Origin of the sequence: Paenibacillus suaedae (assembly GCF_032337355.1) — a bacterium.
Lineage (GTDB): Bacteria > Bacillota > Bacilli > Paenibacillales > Paenibacillaceae > Paenibacillus_B > Paenibacillus_B suaedae.
In genome coordinates, this window is sequence record NZ_JAVYAA010000001.1 from 46,605 (window position 1) to 69,392 (window position 22,788).

24 protein-coding genes are annotated in these 22,788 nt (G+C 46.1%); 15 read left to right on the forward strand and 9 right to left on the reverse strand.

Annotated features, from left to right (window positions below; genetic code table 11):
- Positions 1–191 precede the first annotated feature (191 nt).
- Positions 192–1,913, forward strand: a complete 1,722-nt coding sequence (locus tag RQP50_RS00240; protein WP_315742324.1) for a hypothetical protein — start codon at positions 192–194, stop codon at positions 1,911–1,913.
- Between the two features lie 87 nt (positions 1,914–2,000).
- Here the strand turns inward: RQP50_RS00240 and RQP50_RS00245 are convergent, their stop codons facing one another.
- On the reverse strand, positions 2,001–2,813 hold the full coding sequence (locus tag RQP50_RS00245) for an alpha/beta fold hydrolase (protein WP_315742325.1): 813 nt from the start codon (positions 2,811–2,813) through the stop codon (positions 2,001–2,003).
- A 146-nt stretch (positions 2,814–2,959) separates the two neighbouring features.
- Between RQP50_RS00245 and RQP50_RS00250 the strand changes: the two genes are divergently transcribed.
- The 3 genes from RQP50_RS00250 (at position 2,960) to RQP50_RS00260 (ending at position 5,013) form a co-directional block, all read left to right on the forward strand.
- Positions 2,960–3,346: a winged helix-turn-helix transcriptional regulator gene (locus RQP50_RS00250; protein ID WP_315742327.1), complete on the forward strand. Its 387-nt coding sequence runs from the start codon at positions 2,960–2,962 to the stop codon at positions 3,344–3,346.
- A 195-nt stretch (positions 3,347–3,541) separates the two neighbouring features.
- The gene (locus RQP50_RS00255) at positions 3,542–4,324 is read left to right on the forward strand and encodes an RCC1 domain-containing protein (RefSeq protein ID WP_315742329.1); all 783 of its coding nucleotides are present in this window, start codon (positions 3,542–3,544) and stop codon (positions 4,322–4,324) included.
- The gene (locus RQP50_RS00260; RefSeq protein WP_315742331.1) at positions 4,312–5,013 is read left to right on the forward strand and encodes a stalk domain-containing protein; all 702 of its coding nucleotides are present in this window, start codon (positions 4,312–4,314) and stop codon (positions 5,011–5,013) included. The genes RQP50_RS00255 and RQP50_RS00260 overlap by 13 nt, the downstream gene beginning before the upstream one ends.
- Before the next feature lie 177 nt (positions 5,014–5,190).
- On the opposite strand, the gene RQP50_RS00265 is transcribed toward RQP50_RS00260, so the two are convergent.
- The gene (locus tag RQP50_RS00265; protein ID WP_072727573.1) at positions 5,191–5,745 is read right to left on the reverse strand and encodes a DJ-1/PfpI family protein; all 555 of its coding nucleotides are present in this window, start codon (positions 5,743–5,745) and stop codon (positions 5,191–5,193) included.
- Between the two features lie 285 nt (positions 5,746–6,030).
- On the opposite strand from RQP50_RS00265, the gene RQP50_RS00270 reads away from it, so the two are divergent.
- Both RQP50_RS00270 and RQP50_RS00275 read left to right on the forward strand, forming a co-directional pair.
- Positions 6,031–6,768 carry a response regulator transcription factor gene (locus RQP50_RS00270; protein WP_315742332.1) on the forward strand — a complete coding sequence of 246 codons (738 nt, stop codon included), beginning with the start codon at positions 6,031–6,033 and terminating at the stop codon, positions 6,766–6,768.
- Positions 6,761–8,161, forward strand: coding sequence for a sensor histidine kinase (locus RQP50_RS00275; RefSeq protein ID WP_315742333.1), 1,401 nt, complete (start codon positions 6,761–6,763; stop codon positions 8,159–8,161). The genes RQP50_RS00270 and RQP50_RS00275 overlap by 8 nt, the downstream gene beginning before the upstream one ends.
- A gap of 198 nt (positions 8,162–8,359) precedes the next feature.
- Here RQP50_RS00275 and RQP50_RS00280 read toward each other — a convergent pair whose 3' ends face one another.
- The 4 genes from RQP50_RS00280 to RQP50_RS00295 are packed head-to-tail and all read right to left on the reverse strand — an operon-like array spanning position 8,360 to position 11,146.
- Positions 8,360–8,713 carry a YxeA family protein gene (locus RQP50_RS00280; protein WP_315742335.1) on the reverse strand — a complete coding sequence of 118 codons (354 nt, stop codon included), beginning with the start codon at positions 8,711–8,713 and terminating at the stop codon, positions 8,360–8,362.
- Positions 8,714–8,737: 24 nt separating this feature from the next.
- Positions 8,738–9,469: an ABC transporter permease gene (locus RQP50_RS00285; RefSeq protein ID WP_315742337.1), complete on the reverse strand. Its 732-nt coding sequence runs from the start codon at positions 9,467–9,469 to the stop codon at positions 8,738–8,740.
- Between the two features lie 13 nt (positions 9,470–9,482).
- Positions 9,483–10,232, reverse strand: coding sequence for an ABC transporter permease (locus RQP50_RS00290; protein ID WP_315742339.1), 750 nt, complete (start codon positions 10,230–10,232; stop codon positions 9,483–9,485).
- Entirely contained in the window at positions 10,229–11,146 is a 918-nt protein-coding gene (locus tag RQP50_RS00295; protein ID WP_315742341.1) for an ABC transporter ATP-binding protein, read from the reverse strand. Before RQP50_RS00295 ends, RQP50_RS00290 begins: the two co-directional genes overlap by 4 nt.
- Positions 11,147–11,404: 258 nt before the next feature.
- Between RQP50_RS00295 and RQP50_RS00300 the strand changes: the two genes are divergently transcribed.
- Positions 11,405–11,548: a hypothetical protein gene (locus RQP50_RS00300; protein WP_315742343.1), complete on the forward strand. Its 144-nt coding sequence runs from the start codon at positions 11,405–11,407 to the stop codon at positions 11,546–11,548.
- Positions 11,549–11,576: 28 nt separating this feature from the next.
- On the opposite strand, the gene RQP50_RS00305 is transcribed toward RQP50_RS00300, so the two are convergent.
- Complete coding sequence (locus RQP50_RS00305) at positions 11,577–13,619, reverse strand: ATP-binding protein (protein WP_315742345.1); 2,043 nt, start codon at positions 13,617–13,619, stop codon at positions 11,577–11,579.
- A gap of 293 nt (positions 13,620–13,912) precedes the next feature.
- On the opposite strand from RQP50_RS00305, the gene RQP50_RS00310 reads away from it, so the two are divergent.
- Positions 13,913–14,242, forward strand: a complete 330-nt coding sequence (locus RQP50_RS00310; protein WP_072727564.1) for a DUF6054 family protein — start codon at positions 13,913–13,915, stop codon at positions 14,240–14,242.
- 332 nt (positions 14,243–14,574) lie between these two features.
- On the opposite strand, the gene RQP50_RS00315 is transcribed toward RQP50_RS00310, so the two are convergent.
- Positions 14,575–15,048: a GNAT family N-acetyltransferase gene (locus RQP50_RS00315; RefSeq protein ID WP_021254129.1), complete on the reverse strand. Its 474-nt coding sequence runs from the start codon at positions 15,046–15,048 to the stop codon at positions 14,575–14,577.
- Positions 15,049–15,319: 271 nt separating this feature from the next.
- Between RQP50_RS00315 and RQP50_RS00320 the strand changes: the two genes are divergently transcribed.
- The 6 genes from RQP50_RS00320 (at position 15,320) to RQP50_RS00345 (ending at position 19,782) form a co-directional block, all read left to right on the forward strand.
- The gene (locus RQP50_RS00320; protein ID WP_139295256.1) at positions 15,320–16,075 is read left to right on the forward strand and encodes a cyclase family protein; all 756 of its coding nucleotides are present in this window, start codon (positions 15,320–15,322) and stop codon (positions 16,073–16,075) included.
- A gap of 166 nt (positions 16,076–16,241) precedes the next feature.
- Positions 16,242–17,129 carry a GNAT family N-acetyltransferase gene (locus tag RQP50_RS00325; protein WP_315742352.1) on the forward strand — a complete coding sequence of 296 codons (888 nt, stop codon included), beginning with the start codon at positions 16,242–16,244 and terminating at the stop codon, positions 17,127–17,129.
- A 200-nt stretch (positions 17,130–17,329) separates the two neighbouring features.
- Positions 17,330–17,662 (forward strand): PadR family transcriptional regulator, encoded by a 333-nt coding sequence (locus RQP50_RS00330; RefSeq protein ID WP_072727560.1) that lies wholly within the window; start codon positions 17,330–17,332, stop codon positions 17,660–17,662.
- 2 nt (positions 17,663–17,664) lie between these two features.
- On the forward strand, positions 17,665–18,237 hold the full coding sequence (locus RQP50_RS00335) for a hypothetical protein (RefSeq protein ID WP_021259638.1): 573 nt from the start codon (positions 17,665–17,667) through the stop codon (positions 18,235–18,237).
- 251 nt (positions 18,238–18,488) lie between these two features.
- Positions 18,489–19,025 carry a pyridoxamine 5'-phosphate oxidase family protein gene (locus tag RQP50_RS00340; protein WP_021254134.1) on the forward strand — a complete coding sequence of 179 codons (537 nt, stop codon included), beginning with the start codon at positions 18,489–18,491 and terminating at the stop codon, positions 19,023–19,025.
- A 13-nt stretch (positions 19,026–19,038) separates the two neighbouring features.
- Entirely contained in the window at positions 19,039–19,782 is a 744-nt protein-coding gene (locus RQP50_RS00345) for a YggS family pyridoxal phosphate-dependent enzyme (protein ID WP_315742358.1), read from the forward strand.
- A gap of 76 nt (positions 19,783–19,858) precedes the next feature.
- Here RQP50_RS00345 and pdxR read toward each other — a convergent pair whose 3' ends face one another.
- Entirely contained in the window at positions 19,859–21,289 is a 1,431-nt protein-coding gene (pdxR, locus tag RQP50_RS00350) for a MocR-like pyridoxine biosynthesis transcription factor PdxR (protein WP_315742360.1), read from the reverse strand.
- A 191-nt stretch (positions 21,290–21,480) separates the two neighbouring features.
- On the opposite strand from pdxR, the gene RQP50_RS00355 reads away from it, so the two are divergent.
- Entirely contained in the window at positions 21,481–22,740 is a 1,260-nt protein-coding gene (locus RQP50_RS00355; RefSeq protein ID WP_315742362.1) for a serine hydroxymethyltransferase, read from the forward strand.
- The last annotated feature ends 48 nt before the right edge of the window (positions 22,741–22,788 follow it).

Sequence of the window (22,788 nt, forward strand, 5' to 3'; positions counted from 1 at the left end):
CGTTCAGTCTCATTGGAGGAACTGGACGGTTTGCCTATTTGCCAGTTTAGTTTGGTACATAAAATAAATTAAATTAAATGTGTATACTTACAATATTTTCAATTTTATGTTTAGACATAAATGAAATTTGATGATAATTTAACCTCTAGAGCAGCTCGAAAAGTAGAAAATATTCTAGGGGGAACTAAAAAATGAAAAAATTAGGTCTATCTTTTATGATGCTTATGATTATGTTGGGCATGATTGCAATTAGTCCGGCAAATGCTGCATCAAGCCCGTTTAGAGGTGGATTATTGGACGATGTACCTATTCAAATCGGTACGATTGTTGAACCATTTTCAGGAACAGTCGACTCAAAAATGACGGATGATGATACATCGTCAACAACATATTTTAGAAATGTGAGTAAGGCTTGGTATACTTTCTCCACTCCACAGGACATTTCGGCCGTTGCCGTCTACAGCACGAAAAAAAATGATATCATGGAATTTTATGATTCCACAGGAAAAAAATTACCAACATATAACGCTCTAAACACTAATGGAATTCAGTCTCTTCCAGAAGTTCTTCGTGATGTATCCACTGTCGTATTGATACCGGAAAAAGAAGGCGGTATTACGGAATGGAATGTATTTACTAAGCCTTCTTCCGCACCTTCACCTACAACGATTACTTGGAGTCAGGGCGGTGATAAAATTGTATATTTAGAGTGGGCTTCTACTGGAGCAAAGACATACACTGTGAAACGTTCCGAGTCTCCAAGTGGCATCTTTGAGGTAATTGCTTCTAATGTTACGGATACTTTTTACACAGATAAATCAGTCAATAACGGAACTACCTATTATTATGCCGTGTCATCTGTGAACGAGGCAGGGGAAAGCGCAAATTCCATGACCAACGATAAAAGTAGCGTAACGCCGAATGCAACGAAGTATACGGGCGGATTGTTGGACGGAGTCCGCATCAATGTTGGCGATGTACTAAATAAACCAGAAAAGACGATTCGCGAGTTTACGGATAATAACCCTTCTTCTGGACAGTACATCGCTAATGGAGAGATGGCATGGTACTCCTTTGCTTCACCGGTAGAAGTTTCGGCTGTTATTTTAAATGCAAATGATCTAGGTACTATGGAGTTTTATGGTATTGAAGGGAAATTGCTGTATTCATATAAACCTTTAGTGAATGATAAAGTAGAAACACTTCCTGAAAAATTTAAAAATGTTAAAACAGTAGTGTTGAAGTACTCGTCCGGTACGCGAATTAAGGAATGGAATGTGTTTGGAGAATCAACAGAACAACCAAATCCTGTTTCGATTCAATTAACTGCGACAGGCGGTAATAAAAAAGTATCACTACATTGGAATAGCACTAATAGTGCATCCAGTTTTAACATCAAGCGGAGCACTGTTGCAGGAGGCTCATATAAGACAATTGCAACTGTTACAGGGAGCACTTATGACTACGTCGATTCACTAGTGACCAACGGCACTAAATACTATTATGTAGTAACCGCTGTAAGTCCACAAGGTGGTGAGATTGGGCAGTCCAATGAAGCATCTGCTACTCCGAACTCAGATGAAGTTACACCACCGGGGACTGATGAGGGAGAGTATGGGAATCGCGCTCTATTAAATATTGTATTAAATAACGGGATTTCAAAAGAATTCGATCTTTCCATGAAGGAAGTAAATGCATTTATTGCATGGTATGAAGGTCGAGCTTCTGGAAATGGCTCCGTGATGTTTGCGTTTGACAAGCATAATAATAATAAAGGGCCATTCAAGAACCGTAGGGAATATGTATTCTTTGATAAAATCATTACCTTCGAAGTGAATGGATATGATGCGGATGGTGGCTCTACTAGTAATAGTGGAGATGAGAACCACTCTAATCCGGGAGAAGAATATTAATCATACTCAAAACAGAGATGACTTCTGAATTTACTCAGAAGTCATCTTTTTTCATTCCATTATCGTTTTTGTTCGAAGTGGGTTGTATTAATGCACAATACCGTCAAGCACTGATCTAAGCCGCTCATCTACTTGAGCGAGGAAGAGCAGCAGTTCTTCTAGCAAGGCGACGCCATTCTCCGTGACGATCAAATGTCCAGAAGCAATTTCACGGTACTGTGAACCGGAGATCAGGGCAGCAAGTTCTTTCGTCTGCTCAACAGGCACCATGCGGTCATGGGTCAATCCAATAACGAGGGTTGGAGCGGATATGCTGTCTAAGAGCGGACGCAGATTGATGCGGGTATCAAGTTCAATGTGATGGTTCATCTCCGGCGCAAGATTTTGAGCGAGATCATCCGCCATCGCTAGCAGCTCATGAATGGCGTACTGATTCAAATAATCGGAGCTGTAGCCGGTATGCATTAGGAATTGGGCGAATGCGGTACGATCGGAATTGAGCAGCTTGTGCCATAAATCGAATTGGAAATGTACCGACACGTCCGACTCTACCCATCCTGCAACCAGCGTAAGCGATAGCACGCGCCCTGGGTATTTGGCTGCCAGAGCTGCGGCAATCTCTGCTCCTAGCGAGTAGCCAATGACATGAAATTGCTCGAATCCTTCCTGGGAAACGACGGCAAGATGCTGCTCGACCACATCGTCCAGCTCCAGGCGTGAGTTTGTTCCCAACTGACCGTAGTTGGGTGACATGACGGTGAAGTGGGAGGACAGGGTATGACTTAATTCTTCCCACAATTGATGGGTTGCTCCTGTCCCATGGATGAGCAATAAGCCTGATCCGCTGCCTTCAACGGAATATAACACCTCTACAGAATCCTTCTTCACAATTTTATCCATTGTATCCACCACCATATGATATATTGAGGCTGTCGACTGATCATTTTGATTGGTGCTTATCTTTTCGATGCTAATCATAATTGATGAACATAATTAATGTAAGTACGCACTTTTTGGTGAAATACTTACCGTAAGGAGAGTATGAGATGACAAGTCCGTCTATGTATGAAATGAACGGAAAGCAGTACCAGTGTGCAATCGAGTTGGCAGTCTCTATCATTTCGGGGCGCTGGAAGCCGACTATTATTTGCAAACTGTTTGCAGGCAAGCATCGTTATGGGGAACTGAAGAAAGGGATTGTAGGCATTAATCATAAAATGCTCGCAGAACAGCTTAAGGAGCTAGAGGCTGCGGGAATCATTCTCCGTCATGCCTATCCTGTAGTTCCGCCTAAGGTAGAGTATGAATTAACTGAGCTTGGGATGAAATTAAAGCCAATTATCGATCAATTGCAAGAGTGGGGGGAGCTATTCCAGCTGGCCAATCCGCGAGAGGTGATCCCAGCAGAGAATAATATTGTAACTGACCTTTAACCATGCCATGTGGCGATCGAGAGAGAGGCAAAATGTAAGAATGCCAGGATACATTGGCTCCTTTACAGATATAGCAGGCTGAGCTTCATGAAATTGTGCCATAAAATCTGTGGAAAATCATGCTGAATAAATGGTAGAATATGGTATATAAATGGATAGAAAACTTTCAATTTCATAGAGACAGGAAATGTTGCAATGAAAAGAATAGTACATGCGGGAAAATGGATGCTGGCGGCGGTATTGAGCTTAGGGATAATTGGAGGATCCAATGCATCCGTCGTATCGGCAGAGCAGAAATCAAGCAACGCAATTCAAGAATATGGATCGAACTCGTTAATTAAGAAAGACAAAACCTATTGGGTGTGGGGAAATTATCAGGCTGTGCCGACTCAATTGCATGGAATTGGCCCAGTAACACGGATCGTTGGCCCTTATGTGGTGACGGATGACAAGAAGGTATGGTATTTGAAAGGTAGCGCGATATCGCCAGAAATTAAGATTCACCCCGTAAGCGGCATAAATGATATGGTTTTCTGGAATGGCGATTTAGCTATTGATGCAGATGGCAAAGTTTATATTGTTGCAGACGAAGACAATGCTCAATTCAAGGAGCTGTCCGGCATCGATCAGGTTGAAAAAATAGCTGCGTACTCCCCTGAACATCCGAACCCGGAACGATGGTTTTTCCTGAAGAAGGACGGTACTGTATGGGAGGGAACGAGTAAATTAACTTCGTTTGAGAAGGTTGCTTCCTTACCTCAGGTGAAGTCCGTGGCGAGCGGGCTGGTGCTTAAAAAGGACGGCACGGTGTGGAGCTGGCCGCTTCAATTTCCGGCGGGAAGCACCCCAGCTCCTTCGCAAGTTGATGGTTTGGCTGCGATCCGATCCATCTATTCAAATAGAGAAGCGAATCTGGCAATCGACTCTGCATCTCGCCTCTGGTTTTGGAGGGTACGTGGACGGGGGTGTCCGACGTAACGACGGTTCATGACAATCCGAAGCCGATTCAGTTGAAGAATATCTCTGATGTGAAAGAAGCGTATGTTGTGGAACGTTCAATCATTGCGCTCACGAATGGCGGAAACGTATATCAAGCGTCTATTGAAACCGAATCGATGTCAAGCGGCGCCAAGTTTGAACTTATTGCTTCGAATATCAGCTCGGTAAAGGCTGGCTGGAGACATATCATCATGCAGAAGGCAGACGGCTCTCTATGGGGCTGGGGCGTTAACAATGATGCGGATTTGGGAAACGGGGACTATGAGTTTATGCATGCGCAGGCCGTGCCGGTACACCGTGCGATATCGCTTGTGTTGAATGGAGAGACTGTTAAGATGAACAACGGCGTTGTTATTCGCAACGGTCAAGCCTTCGTGCCGATTCGTTCGATATTCGAGAAGCTGGGTGCCACGATCAAGTTTGATATACTAAGCAAGGTTGTCACGGTCAGCCGCTCCAATGCGGGTACTGGCAGCGCGGAATTGACCATTGATGTCAACTATAAGTCGGGGACAATAACGATGAACGGCAAGGAAGTTCAGTTGGACAACAAGCCTTTCGCGATTAAAGGAACCTCTTATTTGCCGCTTCGCTTCATTAGCGAGAAGCTGGGAGCGAAGGCAGAATGGGTGCAAAAGGAAGATAAAATTTCGATTACGATGAAATAGGGAGTATGAATAGAGTCTTGCTCCGGTTATGACAAATACCGGGCAGGGCTCTTTTTATATAACTTGTGTTCAGAAGAGAATAGTTAAATTAGGGCTGCCGGAGATCAAAGAGGTTTGTCCCCCGCAGCGTGAACACTGTGTTATGCGTAGTTACAGTCCTCTTCGAAATACTATATGTTATTTATGATTCCCTTTATACCAACTGGAATCAAAATCTAAATTTAATAGTTGTCCGAATCTAATTCCAAACTCTATAAATGCCCTTCCTCTAGCTGTTAATATGCCCCCATCTTGTACTACTAAATCATCACAATAATTCTCTTCATTAAAAACTCCTGTTTGACTTCGGCCTGCTTCATGCATACCGATTGTATACTTCCGATTTTCTAATATCCCTGCTTTAGCTAATAAATAGGGTGAGCTTGAAATTGAACCAATAATCACTTCGCTATTAAACTCAACGCATCTTCTAATAAATTCTATTAAATCATCATTATCGAATAGCGTTGTAATATCCATACACCCAGGAATCAAAATGCTATCCAATGTCTCTATATCTACATCATAAATAGTATAATCGGACAGACACTTCAAATCGGATTCTCCAAAGATCGGTTCTGCAGTTATCCCTATTGTTGTAATAGGTTTATTTCCTTGTTTCAAAATGGACAATGCAACGGTTAGCTCATACTCACTGAATAGAGGAAATAGTAAAACACCTGTTTTTTTCATTTTCGAATAATCATCCTCACTATATTGTTTTACTGTAATTACGCACAACGTCTTATTTACGAATTCCGTAAATAACTCCATATGTGGGGTATTCGCGAAACTTTTGAACTATCCTGCCCGTTATTCCACATTCTAGTGTTCTTAAGCTTCCTTTCAGGGCCTTGGAATCTCTTTTATGCAGGTTATATACATCTTCTTGTCGAAGATATTATTTTCCCTCGGTCGATTCCAACCCAATGATATGCTTAACGAACTACTTATCGTAAGAAAAGGCAGGGGAGCAGTGTGGACAATCTAAAAAGCAAAAAAATACTTATTGTGGACGATGAGCCTGACATTCGCACCATGATCGATATGCTGCTGCGCAAAGAGGGCTATTATCGAATTTATACGGCATCCGACAGCAAATCTGCACTAGCCGCGTGCCGCAGGGACAAGCCTGACATCGCCATATTGGATGTAATGCTTCCGGATCAGGACGGCTTTGCGCTGCTGACGGCCATCCGCCAATTCTCCAGCATGCCGGCGCTGTTCTTATCTGCGAGGGGTGAGGATGAGGATCGGCTGCTCGGATTAGGTCTAGGAGCCGATGATTATATTGTGAAGCCTTTTTTGCCAAGGGAGCTGATTCTTCGTCTGAACGGCATTTTGAAGCGAGTGTACCAGACGCATCAGGAGGAGAGGTTGCCGACCTTCCACTTGGAAGGATGTACAGTGGATTTAGAGAGCGCGGTAGTGTATCGAGAGACTGATGGGGATAGAGAACGCGAGCAGCCGCTTACGGCCAAGGAGCATGCCATTCTTATGAAGCTATATGAGAATAGAGGACGTATTGTGACGACTGATGCATTGTTCCAGGCCGGTTGGGGCGATGATGGCGCCAGTTATGAAAATACGTTAATGGTGCATATCCGGCGAATTCGGGAGAAGATCGAGGTGGATCCTTCCAAGCCTTGTAGTCTTCTAACGGTTAGAGGGCTCGGATACAAGCTTGTGGTGAAGGAGCATAAGAACGATGGATAGCATTATCCGCCTTATTCGTCGTTTTACGGGCATCACGTTTGCCATTTTTGCCGGGATCATTGCTTTGAATTTGGCCATGCTCGGTTTCTTCGTGTTCAAGGAGATTAACGCCGGACAATCCCCACAGCGTGTCGTGGAGTTTGTAGCGAATCATTTGCAGCGGACGGGACAGACACATGTATTAGACGCCTCCTCCCGCCAGATGCTGGAGGTTACCGAAGCATGGGCGATGCTGCTTGATAAGGGCGGCCAGGTTATATGGGATTACAAGCTGCCTGAAGACGTCCAGCGTGCATATTCCTTAACCGAGGTTGCCAAGTTCACCCGTCAATATCTGCAGGAGCATCCGGTATACGTATGGGAACATACAGATGGATTGGTCGTGCTTGGTTATCCGAAGGATAGCTATGCGAAGTATCATTTTGACTTTCTCGTGCCATGGATACGTTCTTTACCGCAGAGGGCCTTAATCCTGCTGCTGGGCAACATCGTGCTCGGCTGCGTGCTGGCTATCATAATCGGCACTCGGCTTGCCCGATCCTTGAAGCCGCTCACGGGCGTTGTTAACGCGCTAGGCAAGGAAGAGGCCGTTCGTGCAGAAGAGAAGGGGATATTCGGCAATCTTGCGCGAAGCATCAATGATACCTCTGAAATGCTGCGAGAAAGGCAGGCGGCTCTTCGTACTCGCAATGAGGCGCGGTCGAATTGGATTGCGGGAATTTCCCATGACATTCGCACGCCTCTGTCCATGATTCTTGGCTATGCCAGTGCGCTGGAGGAACATGCTGGAGTGCCTAGGGAGCAGAGGCAGCAGGCGGCGATCATTCGCAAGCAGGGTGAGAAGCTGCGGACTCTCGTCAGTGACTTGAATCTGGTCTCCAAGCTGGAGTATGAGATGCAGCCCTTGAACATGGCGCCTATGCGATTAGCGGCTCTAGCCAGACAGGTTGCTGCGGACTTTCTGAATCAAGGTCTGGATGAGCGGTATGCGATTGAATTGCAGATCAAGGAAGAGCATATTCAGGCTGAAGTCGATCGCAAGCTGATGCTTCGTGCCATCACGAATCTGGTGCAGAATTGCATCGACCATAATCCCGATGGCTGCGACATTTCTCTCCTTGTTAATCAATCAGCCGATGGTTCGGCTTGTCAATTTACAGTGTTGGATAACGGAGTAGGGATTCAGCGTGAATCGCTGGAGGATCTGTTGAAACTGCCATACTCCGCGGAGAGGCAGAACTTGCGACAGAATGGACATGGCTTGGGACTTCCTATGGTGGCTAGAATTGCCGAGGCACATCACGGACAGCTGTTGCTGGAGAGTGACACGGGGCAGGGCATGTGCGCTACAATTGAGCTGCCAAGCTGTTCGGATAAAGCAGCTAGTAGCTAATCTAAGCTAACATAAAGACGAACATAGACAGTTAGTAGAATTGTATAATGGTGTTCTAGTATTTATGGAATATACATCATGACGTTCAACGTTCTTGATCAATGAATATGCTAATACTCCTCAGTTAAGCAATCACGAAAAGGGCCGTTCTCTGATCAGCGTATGATCCAGATAGCGGCCCTTGGTTGCATAAAACTACTATGGCTTATAAATTCCTCTTATGTTCTCGGGAAGACTGTCATACGAGATTTCATGCCAATAGGTAACACCTCGTAGCCTTGTCGTATACAGCTCCAGATAAGCTCCCTTGCGTAATTGCTTGCTGGTGGTAAAGTCCAGTTGTTTTTGGCTTCCTTGGCTATCAAAAGCAAGGAGGCTGTATTCATATCTGCCGTTCTTGTTTTTCATTGCCTCATTCCTGTTGATTTGTACATAATATATCGTCTTCCCTTCCGGGTTGTCCGGCGCTAGTCTTTCCGGAGCAAGGAAGAATATACCGAATGCTACGACGGCTGCGAACAACAGCGCGGCGATAAGAATTATTTTTTTCATTTCAGATTCCCTTTCTGGAGCGAATTAGGCTTGTATGACATCATTCCTCTGCAGGCTGCGAATGGCGAGACTAGTGAATAGAACAATATAAATGCCACTGATCACATAGAATTGGATAAGCTCTGCACCATTTAGACTTTCCTGACTGATTACACCCATACCAATCGTCAGCATGGAATACGGCAGCAGCATGCCGAACTTCGCGACATACAGCCCCAACCCAAGGAAAACAGCGCATAAGCAGATGCCGATCGGTGCCGCAAAGCTGCGGATTCGCAGTGAGAGCACAAGCTGGATGGCAGCTATCGCGAGAGAGGATATCCATCCTCGAAATATCCATCCTATCGCATCGGAAGGAAAGGCCGAGGAGATACCAAGCAAATACCCCGTACCGAAATATAGAGTGAAAAATATCAACTGAACAATAAACAGGAGCGCTCCAACGACAATCAGCTTGGCTATGATGACGCTGGCAATGGATACAGGGGCCGTCAGTACAGCATTCCAGTTCCGGTTCATATGCTCTAATCTGCATGCATAGGCACAACAGATAGCGATTAGCACAGGGAGGAAGAACATGCCATAAAAGAGAGCAGCTTGCGTCCACAAGCTGTACCATTCCTGCTGCAGAACCTCTCGATTGAAATAATAATTCGCACAGCCAATTACGAGACTAATAACGGGAAGAACAACAAGAATGATCCAAATTCGAGAATGCCGCAGCTTCAGAACTTCGGCGGAAACGCTTCGTAACATATCGATTAACCTCCTATAGTTCCCTGCGAGAGACATGTATATTACCTGCCGCGTAACATGCGGCAGCGATGAGCAGCACCGCAGCTATCAGAACGGGACTTGGCGGCTGCATCACGTATGTTGCGGTGTTCTCTGTATATAGATAGGAGACAGGAGACAGTCCGGAATAGTAAGACCATATAAATATCCGGCGCACGAATGCAGGAAATAGATCCGCTGTCATGCCAATAAAACCGCCAATCATGCCTAGGCACAGGGCAAAGGATTGATTCTTTACGATAAGGGAAATCCATTGCTGCAAGGCAATGATGGCTATGCTTGTCAGAAGTGCTCCTCCAATATGCAAAATGAGCAGCCGCAACGGGATTGAATCGAAACCGTTCATCATGCCGAATGCGAAAATGATGCCAGCCTGCAGGACGAGGTAAAGGAAGAGAATTGATGCAGCGCATATGAATTTGGCAGCATAGATGCTGTTCCGATTCATATTCGTTGCCAGTAGCAGCTTCCATGTGTTTCCTTTGTGCTCCATGTCGCACAAGCGCGATACGACGATAGCCGAGATAATCGGGAGAAATAAGCCGTTCATGGAAGATGTTGTTGCAATTATCGTTTTCCAGTCCGCGCTGCTGGGATTACGAGCGATCGACATCGTTGTCGATACCAACGCCCATAGCATTTGAGCACCCAGAAATAAGGCTGCCATTGAGAAGATACGCTTGCGGCGAAGCTTGAAATATTCTAGGGACAAAGCTCTAATCATAAGCTTTTCTCCCTTCCGGTAAGCTCCAAGAATATATCCTCCAGTGTTCTTTTGCGTTCTTCGATCCGAAGAACATCAATACCGCTCAGCACGAGTTCCTTATTCAGCCTCGCCACTTGTTGATCGCTCATATGCTCGGTTTGTAAGCATTCGTCCTGCAGGTTGGCCATATAGCCCTGAGTTTGCATCCATGCTGCGGCTGCGGCATTATTGCTCGTTCGAATTGCGAGGGACGATCTATTTCGCTCCTGCAGTGTCTCCATTTTCCCTTGGAAGAGTAGATTGCCATCATTAATAATGCCAACGGAGGTGGCGATCTGCTCAATTTCAGAGAGCAGGTGGCTGGAAAGAAGCACGGTAATTCCGTACTGCCGCGGCATTGATTTGATCAGCTCGCGAATCTCCCCGATGCCTGCCGGGTCTAACCCGTTCGTAGGCTCATCCAATATGAGCAGCTTGGGATAGGAGATAAGAGCCATAGCTATGCCCAGCCGTTGCTTCATGCCGAGTGAGTAATGCTCTACTTTTTTGTTTTTTTGGTTTTCAAGTCGGACAATTCTCAGTGCCTCATCTATATTTTTTCTCGGAACCCCGCGTAATGTCTGCATGACCCTCATATTTTCAAGTCCAGTCAAATGACCGTAATAAGAAGGAGATTCAATCAAGGAACCGATCTGATTAAGGATAGAACGCCGATGTTTGCCGAGCTCCTGACCGAATAGGGTGATGCGGCCATCGGTGGGCTTGGCTAGACCAAGCAGCATCTTCAAGGTTGTGGATTTCCCCGCCCCATTCGGGCCGAGGAAGCCGTATATTTCGCCTTCAGGAACCTCAAGATCAATTTTGTTCACCCGACATACATGGTTATAAAATTTCGAAAGGCCGCAAGTAGCAACGACGGGTTGGGTATTCATCGAGTATCTTCAACTCCATTTCGTATCATTCAAATTATGATTTCATGCTTCAACTGTAAGTCCCGAACCTTTCATAAGGCTGAAATTTACCTTACGCCAACCTTAAATGACGGTGTATGTAAGAAAGATGAGAAAAAGTTGAGACGAAGGAACCGGGCTTCTGAATTATAGTAAAGGCAACAAGAAAGTACTCTCGAATGTACGAGGTTGATGATGAGAGGAACAGATGGAACAGATATGGGAGATGGAGGAGTAGATATGAGTTCAATGTCGAAAAAACAAGTGGTCGTTCGTGTCGAGGACATTATCGAGCAGCTAGGGTTTGATGAGGGGGCCGTTCTGGAGGAATTGCGGGAAGAGGTCAAGATACATAAGGAGGGCCTTAAGGCTGAGATGTATTGAATCATCAGCCCAAGGCCCTGCTGTGCTGTTAATGAAGTCCCTTGCTTTTCATCATCTCGGTCATATTTTGAACAGCCTTGTTTAAATAGCGATAATAGGTAGCGCGGCTCATATTGCAGGCAAGCGAAGCAGCGATGTGATTATGAGGATGCAAGTTGTAGGCCGTATTTAGGAGAAGCAGATCCTGCTCTTGAAGGCGGTATGTGTTGTGTTCCAAGATAGATAGCAAGCGTGCTTGCAGAGCGACTCCGTTCGCAATTGCAGGAAAGAAGCGGGTATAGTGATTCAGTTTGCCGGGCTCGTGCAGGCAGGATAGCATTTTCCGAACATCTTGTATGGTGATCGTGCTTCCTTGTTCGCTGGACTCGCTTGTCTGCTCCATGAAGAAGGACATGATCCATTCCCCGAATCGTTCTTGTCTGAGATCAAGCTCCAAAATATCCGCTCTTGCGTATGAAGTATCACAATTCCTTGTACGTGTGGGACGAAGCTGGAACCCAACCTGCTGCAGGAATGTCTTCAAATTCGGATTGGTGGCAACAAGCACTGCGCGGGAGCCTTGACCGAGTAAGGAGAGCCGATCTCGGGTAAGCAGGCCGACGATCTCTTCTCGAGTGAACATGGGATGCTTGTCTGTTGCTGCTGCTAAGACAGCGTAGTACGTATCCGCCTGATCCGCGCTGCAGGCTAGTTCCTCTTGCGTGAAGCATTCATGAAGTTCGGAAGGTATGTATTGTTCCATCAGTCGGCTTGTATCCCGATGCATAAGCAGCAACATGAACATGCCGATAGGCTTGCCATCCGCTTCGCGCAGAACCACAATACTCTCTGGAAATTGTTCAACGAGTTCATCCATAAATTGATGGTAGATGCTACGCTGCCATGGATCGATGCTGTAGTCGCACCACTGATCCAGCAGCTCATGCAGCACAGGCAGATCGGCTTCGGTCACAATTTCGAGCGGCGAGTCTGGCGAATCTACCGTCCAGTCCGCATACAGGCGATCAGATTGGAGGGTATCCTTGCACAAATAGAGCAGCTTAGCCGCTATTTCGCGCCTATGATGAAGATCTACATGGCGAAATTGCTGATAGAGAAGCTTGGCTGCCTTCGTTCGAAGCTCTTCCAATCGCTCGGGCTCTCTTGCTCGGAAATCCCGATGCAGATGCATACGGGCAATATCATGCAGAGCAATGCCATCAGGAACGGTTCGAATAAAAGACATGCTCTGCAGCAGCCGATATTGCTGAATCGTGACAGGGCGCCCCAGGAACTTCGAGAGCATCTCTTGGTTGGCTTGCTGCAGCACGATCAATGCATCGACGCATGGCTGAACTTCATCGGTTGTGAGTTCACGCAGTAAATGGGCGCTGATCGTCTGGGAGACAATACTCGTATCCTTGTTCGACAGCACTTGTTTCTTTTGAACAGCTTCTACGGCAAGTGCCAGACCGAGCGGGTGGCCATCTGAGCTCCGAGCAATTTCCCCGCTTATCTCCTTCGAGAATGCACCTGTGTGTGAAATATAGTCCATCGTCTCCGCAAACGAGAAATGGGCCAGCGGCAATTCGGTAATGTGTCTCCCCCTGTGCGGATTCGTTTTCCATACAAGTGGGATAGGGGAGCGTGAGGCGAATACGAGGAGGACACCCTGTGACGACATCTTTGGCCAAAATGCATTCATAATCCAGCCTTCCAGCAGTGATATATGCTCGGAATTGTCAATAAAGATAGCGATGCGAAGGGAAGCGTGAGCAGAAATAAGTACTTCGAGCGGATCGACAGGCTGACGATTATATCGTTCTAATTGAATGGCGGACGCTAAGTATTCGAAAAATCCTACGGGCGTTGTCAAGCATGAGCGTCCGTCCAGCCAGATGCTCGTCCAATGTCGTTGCTGAACGGCAAGCATCATCTCCGTCATGAGCGAGCTCTTGCCTATGCCGCCCATGCCAGATATGTATAGAATACGGGAAGGGGCTTGGGGATCGTCGAGCCAGTCGATGACGTGACTCATTTCTTTGCTGCGCCCGATGAATGGTTTGGTATGTTCCAACCAATGGAGCTGCACGGTATCGGCTGCGCCTCCTTGTGATTCATTTATATCTCATGTTAACGATTCCCTTCTCATCTGGCAATATCGATAAGACAACAGACTGCTTCTTATTCGTGATCGCCAAGAGTCGGAGCGAATCGTGGGTGCTGGATGGGGAGTATGAATCGTGATCTCTTTGGCTTTGTGAGGTATTTACATATTCTTTGAATCATTGGTAACATTGGATGTAGCTGTAATGCCAATCCAAATACCAATACACTGCCTGTGCAGCTGGCGTTACAATTAAGGGCTATAGGAGGATGTTACCCATGAGCAAGCGCAGTTTCAATGTCAGCATTACGCCTTATCGAGCTCTGGAGCTCGTCATGAATCAGCAAAATGCGGACTTAGTGCATGAGGAATATCACCCGCTGGGGGAAGGGAAAGAGATAGGTACGCAGGTATACGAGAAATACTATTTCCGTTCCAAAAACCGGGCAGCTCTCATTGTCATGATCGATAATTTACGCGGAGTAACCAATGTACGTGTAGTTGCGACAGGCAGCTCCGAGGGTTTGATCTTCAATTTCGATTGGGGTGCTGCGGACGATTTCGCATCCTCTGTAGAGAGCATACTTGAGGAGTATATTATCGATTAGCTTTAACATCATAACGGTGTAGAACCGAGCGGTATCAGGAGTATTTCCTGAGCATCCTCGGTTCTTTTTATTATATTCATGAACAGGGGGTCTATAATGGTTTTAAATATATTTACCTGGATGACGGTGTAGTAACGAGTATTCAAGATTAGTTTTCTTTATTGTAATGAACCGAGAGGCAGATGGGAATTATCCTGTTTGCCTCTTTTTTGCTTGGCAAACTTATCGTTATATCCGGAGATTAGAAGAAGATGCCACATGAAAGTAACTGCACGCGTTCGAACTGCATAACGCGGAACGCGTGCTTTTTTATTTGCTAGGGAAGGAGGAGATTATATTGATAAACAGAAAATGTATTGCTCGTCAATGGTGACCTCGCATCTTTGTCCAGTGTCGGTGAATCCGGTTTTGATGTACAACCGTTGTGCAGGGATATTTTTATGATTCACAGCCAGTACAATTTCGTTGCAATCCGGAAAATGTTCAGGTATAAAGCTCTTCAAAAGCTCTAACCCTGTTGAAGCATATCCCTGCCCCTGCTTCGCATAATCGATAGAGAAGGACGTAAGCAGCAGCGCATGTGGATTCTCGGAATATTCCTGAACTCTTGCATTCTTATTCAATACAAAAAAACCTACCGGCTGATTGCCAGCTGTTATGACGATAGGGTGCTGACCATCAGAGGTATCCAATCGTTGATTCGGCATTGCAGCAAACTGTTTTTGCTCCGCAGGGAGTTGATAGGATTGGAGTGCCTCCAAATATGCAGGCTTGTAAAATTGCAGTTCTACTGTAAGCTGGTTCATCTTCTCGATTTCACCTCAACTTATACAGGAATTTGGATTAACCTTTTTGGAATCAGTGTAGCAATTTGGATGCACATTCTCAATAAAAACCTGAATCAAGGAAGCTATTCATCTCCGATGAAATATGAACCTTTTTGATATATGGAGGATACTATTCCCTTTCTGTTGAATGTAAGGACAAGAGTTGTTGGTTATAGAGCTCCGTCTCGTTGCGAGTCGTGCTGCATCTAACATTCGATATATCCGATCATTTGAAGGAGATGGAATGAAGATGAAGATAATAGACTTAAGCGTATCGATTAGTCCGCGCATTTGCGAGCTGCTCCCGGCTAAGATTGAATATTCCAGCCACAAGGAAGGCGCTCAGCAGGCAGCCGCCATTCTTGGACTTAAGCCAGATGATTTTCCAGAGAGCCAAGCCTGGGCTACCGAAACGGTGACCTTGAACACGCATGCCGGTACACATGTTGACGCGCCGTGGCACTACTGGCCAACCTCGGAGGGCAAGCCGGCAAGAACGATCGACGAGCTCCCGCTGGAATGGTTCTTCTCTGATGGTGTGCTGTTTGATTTCAGCAAGAAGCCGACCGGCTATGAGATTACGACGGATGATTTGGTTGCTGAGCTGGCACGGATCGGCTACACGCTGAAACCTTATGACATTGTGCTCATTCGTACCGATGCGGACAAGCGCCTCTATGAGGAGCATTATGCCTTTCTGCACGCTGGGGTATCTGCGGAAGCGACTCGTTGGCTGATTGAGCAAGGCATTAAGGTAGTAGGTACAGATGGCTGGGGCTGGGATATTCCATTGAACCTTCAAGCTGAGGCGTATAAGCGTGAACCGAAGGATGGAGTGTTATGGGCGGCTCACTTTGTCGGCCAAGAGCATGAATATTGCCAGATTGAGAAGCTGGCGAATCTGGAGCAGTTGCCGAAGCCGTTCGGTTTTAAGGTGTGCTGCTTCCCGGTAAAAGTTGAAAAGGCGAGCGCAGGCTGGGCGCGTCCGGTTGCTATTTTCGAATGAACGGCAACGAGACTAGAATCGCATTACATATAAGAGGTTCAGGAGAGCGCAGTTTCATTTCACTACTGGGCTTTTGAATACAGACCTTACCGACCGATATTATGTCGCGTGGGGAATGGGCACGGTGCTGGAGCATTACGATAGATGATAAGGAGAATATTACTTCATGTCGATCATAATTCATACCATTTCATATGAACGTATCAAAGAATTAGCTGCCTTTATCGCTCGATTGAATCAAGAGAAGCAGCATCACGTTGGATTTTGTGGGGATCAGGAAGACGAAATTGCGGGCACGCTTTCCGAGGAGTTCTCTGATCTTGAGTTAGATACATCCTTCGTGGTTGCCTATGAACATGAACGAATCATAGGAGCCCTCGGCTTTGATGTCGACCTGGAACGCGGTGTGGCAGAGGTATGGGGGCCGTTCATCGAGGAGGGAGCGAGATGGAACGACCTTGCACATGAGCTGTGGAGAGCGGGAATTAACCGGCTCGGTGACAAGGTAACGACACTGCACAGCTTTTATAATGAGGAGAACAAGCAGGCTCTGCGATTTATGGATGGCATACCGTCAACATATTTGCATGCCCATTTGGTATTGGTATGTATCCGCTCTGCATTTGCCTATGCGCCGGCCCATACCCTACAGGAGATCACACCAGACTATGTTAATGCCTTCATTGCACTGCATGATGCTTCGTTCCCGAACACATATTACAGCGGACAAGAAATTATGAGCCGCCTTCAGGACGATCATCGGATATTTATTGCTGTCGATCACCAGCAGAGCTTGCTTGGCTACGTATATGTGGAAGCAGACTGCGACGCGCAGGAAGGAAATATCGAATTCATCGCTGTATCACCGCATGCGCAAGGACAAGGTCTCGGTACTTCACTGATACAAGAGGCACTGCGCTTCCTGCTCCTAGACAGGAAGATTGACGAAATCTCCTTATGTGTGGAGGAAGAGAATGGGAAGGCAATTTCCCTCTATCAGAAGGCAGGTTTTCAGCAGAAGCATCGGCTATTGTTTTATAAAATAACCCGATAAATATATGGATAATCCACAATAAACCCAATTAACCTTCACTGGATGTTGACCCTTATAAGGTGCGGCATTCGTGGAGGTTTTTTGATTGGGAGAATGATGAATGATACCTTACTTTAAATTATACATTGCTTTATAAGGTATAGATCGTTTATACTGTTTCTGTACCTAATAAAGAAAGGTATAAGCGAGGAGTGACTTTGTTGAACGTCGATAAGGAAATATTGCGCGGTTACATTGATACGATCATCCTGAGTCTGCTGTATCATCAGGATTTGTACGGATATGATTTAAGTAAGGAAGTGAAGAAGCAGAGCCAGGGTTCCTTCGAGCTGAAGGAAGGCACGCTGTATCTCTCCTTCAAGCGTCTTGAGAACAATGGATACGTGACAAGCTATTGGCAAGAGGGAAGTGCGGCAGCTCGGAGAAAGTACTATCACCTCACGGAATCGGGCAGAGCCTATCTGAGTCATAAGAAGACAGAATGGCTCTTCATGAGGAAATTAATGGATCAATTTTTAGAAGGAGTGGAATGATTATGACGATGAGCAAAGATACAGAACATAAAATGAAGCAATTCATTAAGCAAAATACACAATTAAACATGGCGGGTAGCGATGAACTAACATACTTTGAGAAACTGGTTCAAAAAGCGAACGCTACGTTAGGAGAAGCGAAGAAGCAGGCAGCCAAATTCAAATGGACATCACAGAAAAATCGGGAAGCGCAAGAAGATCTGATGGGTTATATGTCTGATTACATTCAAGATCTTGTGGCCGAAGAGGGAATATCGGAAGCGGATGCATTCGAGCGCGCGAAGGCCGCGTTCTCTGTGGAGAATCCAGATAATCCGCTGCTGCACAGTGAAGCGAAATGGCTGCATTATGGGGAGCCTGCTGTTGCGGAGGCGATAGGCCTTTACTACGGCGCGTTCATGTTCATTGGCTTGGCACTTGGTGCTCTTGTTGGCGTTATTCTGCAAATGGTCGTCCTGAAGGAGGGGATAGGCGTGTTGTTCTTTATCGTCACAGGTATTGGCCTGATGCTTGGCTTGGCACTCGGAATGATGAAGAACGCACAGATCAGCTTGGGGCGGGATCGAATAGAATAAGCTGGCAGTTCATGTGGAGCCAGAGAGAACCGGAATGAATGACTTTCATTCCGGTTTTTTTATGGAGTGCGCCTAGCTTATGCTAAGCGGAATAGAACTAAACACGGATGAGCTCCTTATCAGGTTTGACGAAGAGGGATTGCTTACTGTCTAATATGGATTGCATTAATTATATGTTTATGGACATTTAACCTCATTCCAATGGCTGATAAACTCACATCATAATCATTCAATTCAATAGAGGTGAAGCCATGAATGGAGTACGTTACAAAATAAGAGAAGTGTTGGATAAGAGCAGGATTGAGACCTTTCTGCGGCAAGCTCGAATTGGACATCTTGGAATGGTCGATGGTCATCTGCCGTATGTTGTTCCTCTTAATTTCGTTTGGACAGATGGCAAGCTTTATTTCCATGGAGCCACTGGCGGGAGAAGAAATCAGGTTATAGGTGAAAACCCGGAGGTCTGCTTTACGGTTTGTGAAGAGTACGGGACGATTACAAATCCGGTGCCAGCCAAGACGGACACAGCGTATATGAGCGTAATGATTTTTGGCAAGGTACAGCCTATCGTCGATCTCGATGAAGCTACACATATGCTGCAGGAAATGATTGATAAGTATGTGCCAGATTACTATAATCGTCCATTACCCAAGCAGCACGTGGATAAATACCGATCAGCTGTATTCGGTGGCCCGGTTCAGGTGTATCGAATAGATCCACATCATATTACCGCCAAAGAAAATCCGATTGAAGAAGGGAAAATGTTTGAGCCTGGAAAAACGGTGTAAAGAGGGAAGAGACATGGGACATTTAGTTGAAGAGAATCTCAATACCGTGAGGCAGCAGATGGAATTGGCTTGCCAAGCATCAGGGCGCAAGACAAAGGACGTGAAATTGTTGTTGGCGACCAAAACCGTACCGCTTGAAAAATTGCAAATAGCCATACAGGCGGGGGAGACTCTATTTGGGGAAAACAAAGCGCAGGAACTTCGGAACAAATTTCCGCTTATGCAGCAATCTAATCAGGTGGAATGGCATTTTATCGGACATTTGCAAACGAATAAAGTGAAGGACGTTGTTAAATATGTTACGCTCATTCATTCTGTAGACCGTCTGAAATTGGGGCAGGCCCTGAACCATCAACTCGCCAAAGAGAACAAGACTATGGATATTCTGGTGCAAATCAACACTTCCTACGAAGAAAGTAAATTTGGTGCTTCTCCGGAAACGGCACTGGAGTTGGTGGAACAATTGTCCCAGTTCGACACGTTGAACGTGAAGGGCTTAATGACGATTGGAAAACTAAATGCGACAAACGACGAGACCCGGCACTGCTTCCGATTATTAAAAAAGATTCAAACCCAAGTTAGGGAGAAAAAGTTCCCGCGTGTAGAAATGGATATCCTCTCGATGGGCATGTCTGGTGATTTCAAGGTGGCTATCGAAGAAGGGGCTACTATCATCCGCGTAGGGACAAGCGTATTCGGGCAACGTTACTTGCCGGACAGCTATTACTGGAACGAAAATGCACGCCAGGACGATTAGGAGAGAGACAGGAGAGCGATTACGAACACAACATGGTTGTTGTGAGCAAGCGAAGGTCGTGACGGGGATGCTTGGCTTATAAAAGCATCCCCGCAAGACGATAAATTCCTTCTTCAATAGCTGCTTCATCTACTTTAGCAAAACCGAGTACCCAACCTTTTCGATTACTTTCCAAGCAATACGTGCTAAGCGGATACACGCGGATTCCATTTTCGAACGCTAACTTTGTCACGGCTTCCTCGTCAAACGATTTATCAGCCTCGAGAAGCATATGCAATCCCGTTTCTACGCCGCTTAGTGTGAAGTGGTCGCTCAGACCTGTTGCGATAATAGCCTTCGTCATAGCTTCATGTCTACGACGATATACATTCCGAACTCGTCTCATATGGCGCATAAAATGACCATGCTCGATAAAATGCGTTAGTGTTAATTGCTCCATAATCGGCAGATGCCGATAGGTTAATTCATGGACTTGGGCAATTTGACGAATGGCCTCTTTGGATCCGACAATTGCCGATAATCGAATGCCAGGAGCGACCATTTTGGAGTAACTCATCATATATAGCGTGTTCTGAGGTCGCTGACTGAACAGCGTTGGGAGCGGGTCACCGCGATATCGAAATTCACTATCGTAATCATCCTCAACAATCCAGAACCTCTGCTCAGCAGCCATATGTAACAATTGCTGCCTGCGCGGCTCCGACATAATTGCTCCAACCGCACACTGGTGCGATGGCGTAACATATACAAGTTTGGACTCAGGATGAATGCGGTCAACGCATAGTCCGTGTTCGTCAACCGGAACGGATTCAACTTGCATGCGCCGATACTTCATCACCATCCAGGCAGCAGGGAAGCCGGGATCCTCAACCGAAACCGTTTCTCCTTCCTGTAACAGAGCTTGGGCAATCAAATCAATGCTATGCTGTGCACCTGAGGTCAAGATGATTTGATCGACATCCACATGAACTCCCCGTTCAAGCGACAAATAACGTTGAATCTGCTCTCGCAGCGGTAGAAATCCATATGCATTTCCGTAAGCCCAATTGTCCAGGTCTGTTTCTGTAGAGGCGTGCAAAAAGGAGTGTCTCCAATTTTTTCGGAAATGCTCGTCTAGGTATGGCTCATGAGGGGTGAAATCGATCTCTACTTGACGATGATCTTTGTTTCCAAACCAATTGTGTAAATGGCCGATTCCGGTATTTAATGATGGCAATTCAGGAGGGATCGGTCCTTGTGTGGCTGCATCTTCAGAAGGACGAGTCGCATATGTCCAATCGCTAACTCTTGTTCCGCCGCGACGAGAGGTTACGGTATACCCGCGGCTGAATAATTCCTCGTAAACAATCTGGATGGTTGAGCGTGAAACACCAATCAATGGAGCGAGTTCACGGGTTGGGAGCAGTAATTCCCCTGGAGGCCATTTTCCGGTTGTAATATTATGAATCGCTTGATCCAGAAGCTGCTGCCAGATGGGGCGTTTATCGTTTCGATTTACTTGTAACATTCAGACAACTCCCGCGTTTTTGGTATGATTATGGATTGCTATAATTACTCAACTATGTATATTAATCAGCACTTCATTGATTGGTATACTAGCACGACAATTGTTGATTGTGCAACACAACTTAATTCTCTTCTTATGGCGGAAATATCAGATTTCAATAGTGAAATAGACAGGCAGAGAGGAAGATGATCATGAATTATTTGGAGCAGCAAGATAAAGCGGTGGCTAATGCAATTCGGCAAGAGCTTACACGGCAGCGGGATAAAATAGAACTGATTGCATCGGAGAATCTTGTAAGCCGAGCTGTCATGGAAGCGACGGGCACAGTACTGACCAACAAATATGCTGAAGGGTATCCGGGAAGAAGATATTATGGCGGATGTGAGCATGTCGATAGGATCGAGGAAATTGCCATTCACCGAGTTAAAGAGCTTTTCGGTGCCGAGCATGCCAATGTGCAGCCTCACTCCGGTGCACAGGCGAATATGGCGGTATATTTTGCATCAGTAAAGCCTGGTGACACGATATTGGGCATGAGTTTATCCCATGGCGGCCATCTTACACACGGGAGTCCGGTGAATTTTTCTGGAAGGTTCTATAATTTTGTTTCTTATGGTGTCGATGAACAAACAGGGCGCATTGACTATGACCAGGTGCGAAAACTCGCCCATAAGCACCTTCCACGCATCATCGTGGCTGGTGCCAGCGCCTATCCACGAACGATTGAATTTGAGTTGTTCGTCCAAATCGCGGCCGAAGTTGGGGCTCTTTTCTTTGTAGATATGGCACATATTGCAGGAATCGTTGCAGCAGGATTGCACCCAAACCCGCTGCCACACGCACACTTTGTTACGACGACCACGCATAAAACGTTAAGAGGGCCAAGAGGCGGTGTCATCATGTGCCGTAAACCGTGGGCGCAAGCAATAGATAAAGCGATATTCCCTGGATCGCAAGGCGGCCCGCTTATGCATGTTATCGCGGCAAAAGCGGTTGCGCTAGGCGAGGCATTGCAACCGGATTTCAAAACGTATATAGCAAAAACGCTTGAAAATGCTAACGTATTGGCGGAAGCACTAATGAATGAAGGGTTAACCGTTGTATCGGGGGGGACAGACAATCATATTGTTTTGGTTGATTTGCGCACAATTGGACTTACGGGCAAAGAAGCAGAATCCATACTCGATGAGGTGGGGATTACGGCGAATAAAAACGCAATTCCTCATGATACGGCCAGCCCGTTAGTAACGAGTGGCATTCGCTTCGGAACCCCTGCAATGACTTCACGAGGATTAGGACCCGAGGAGATGAAAGAAATTGCCCAGCTTATTGGACTGGCCTTTAAAAATCCCAAGAGTTCGACGATTAAAAATCAAATACTAGAAAGTGTACGTGAAATGACGTCTCAGTTTCCTTTATATGAAGGACTTCATTCGTTAGATAGCATGTAAATTTGCTTCATTGCAGGAAGGCCGGTAAGCGGAAACCTCACGTCCGGT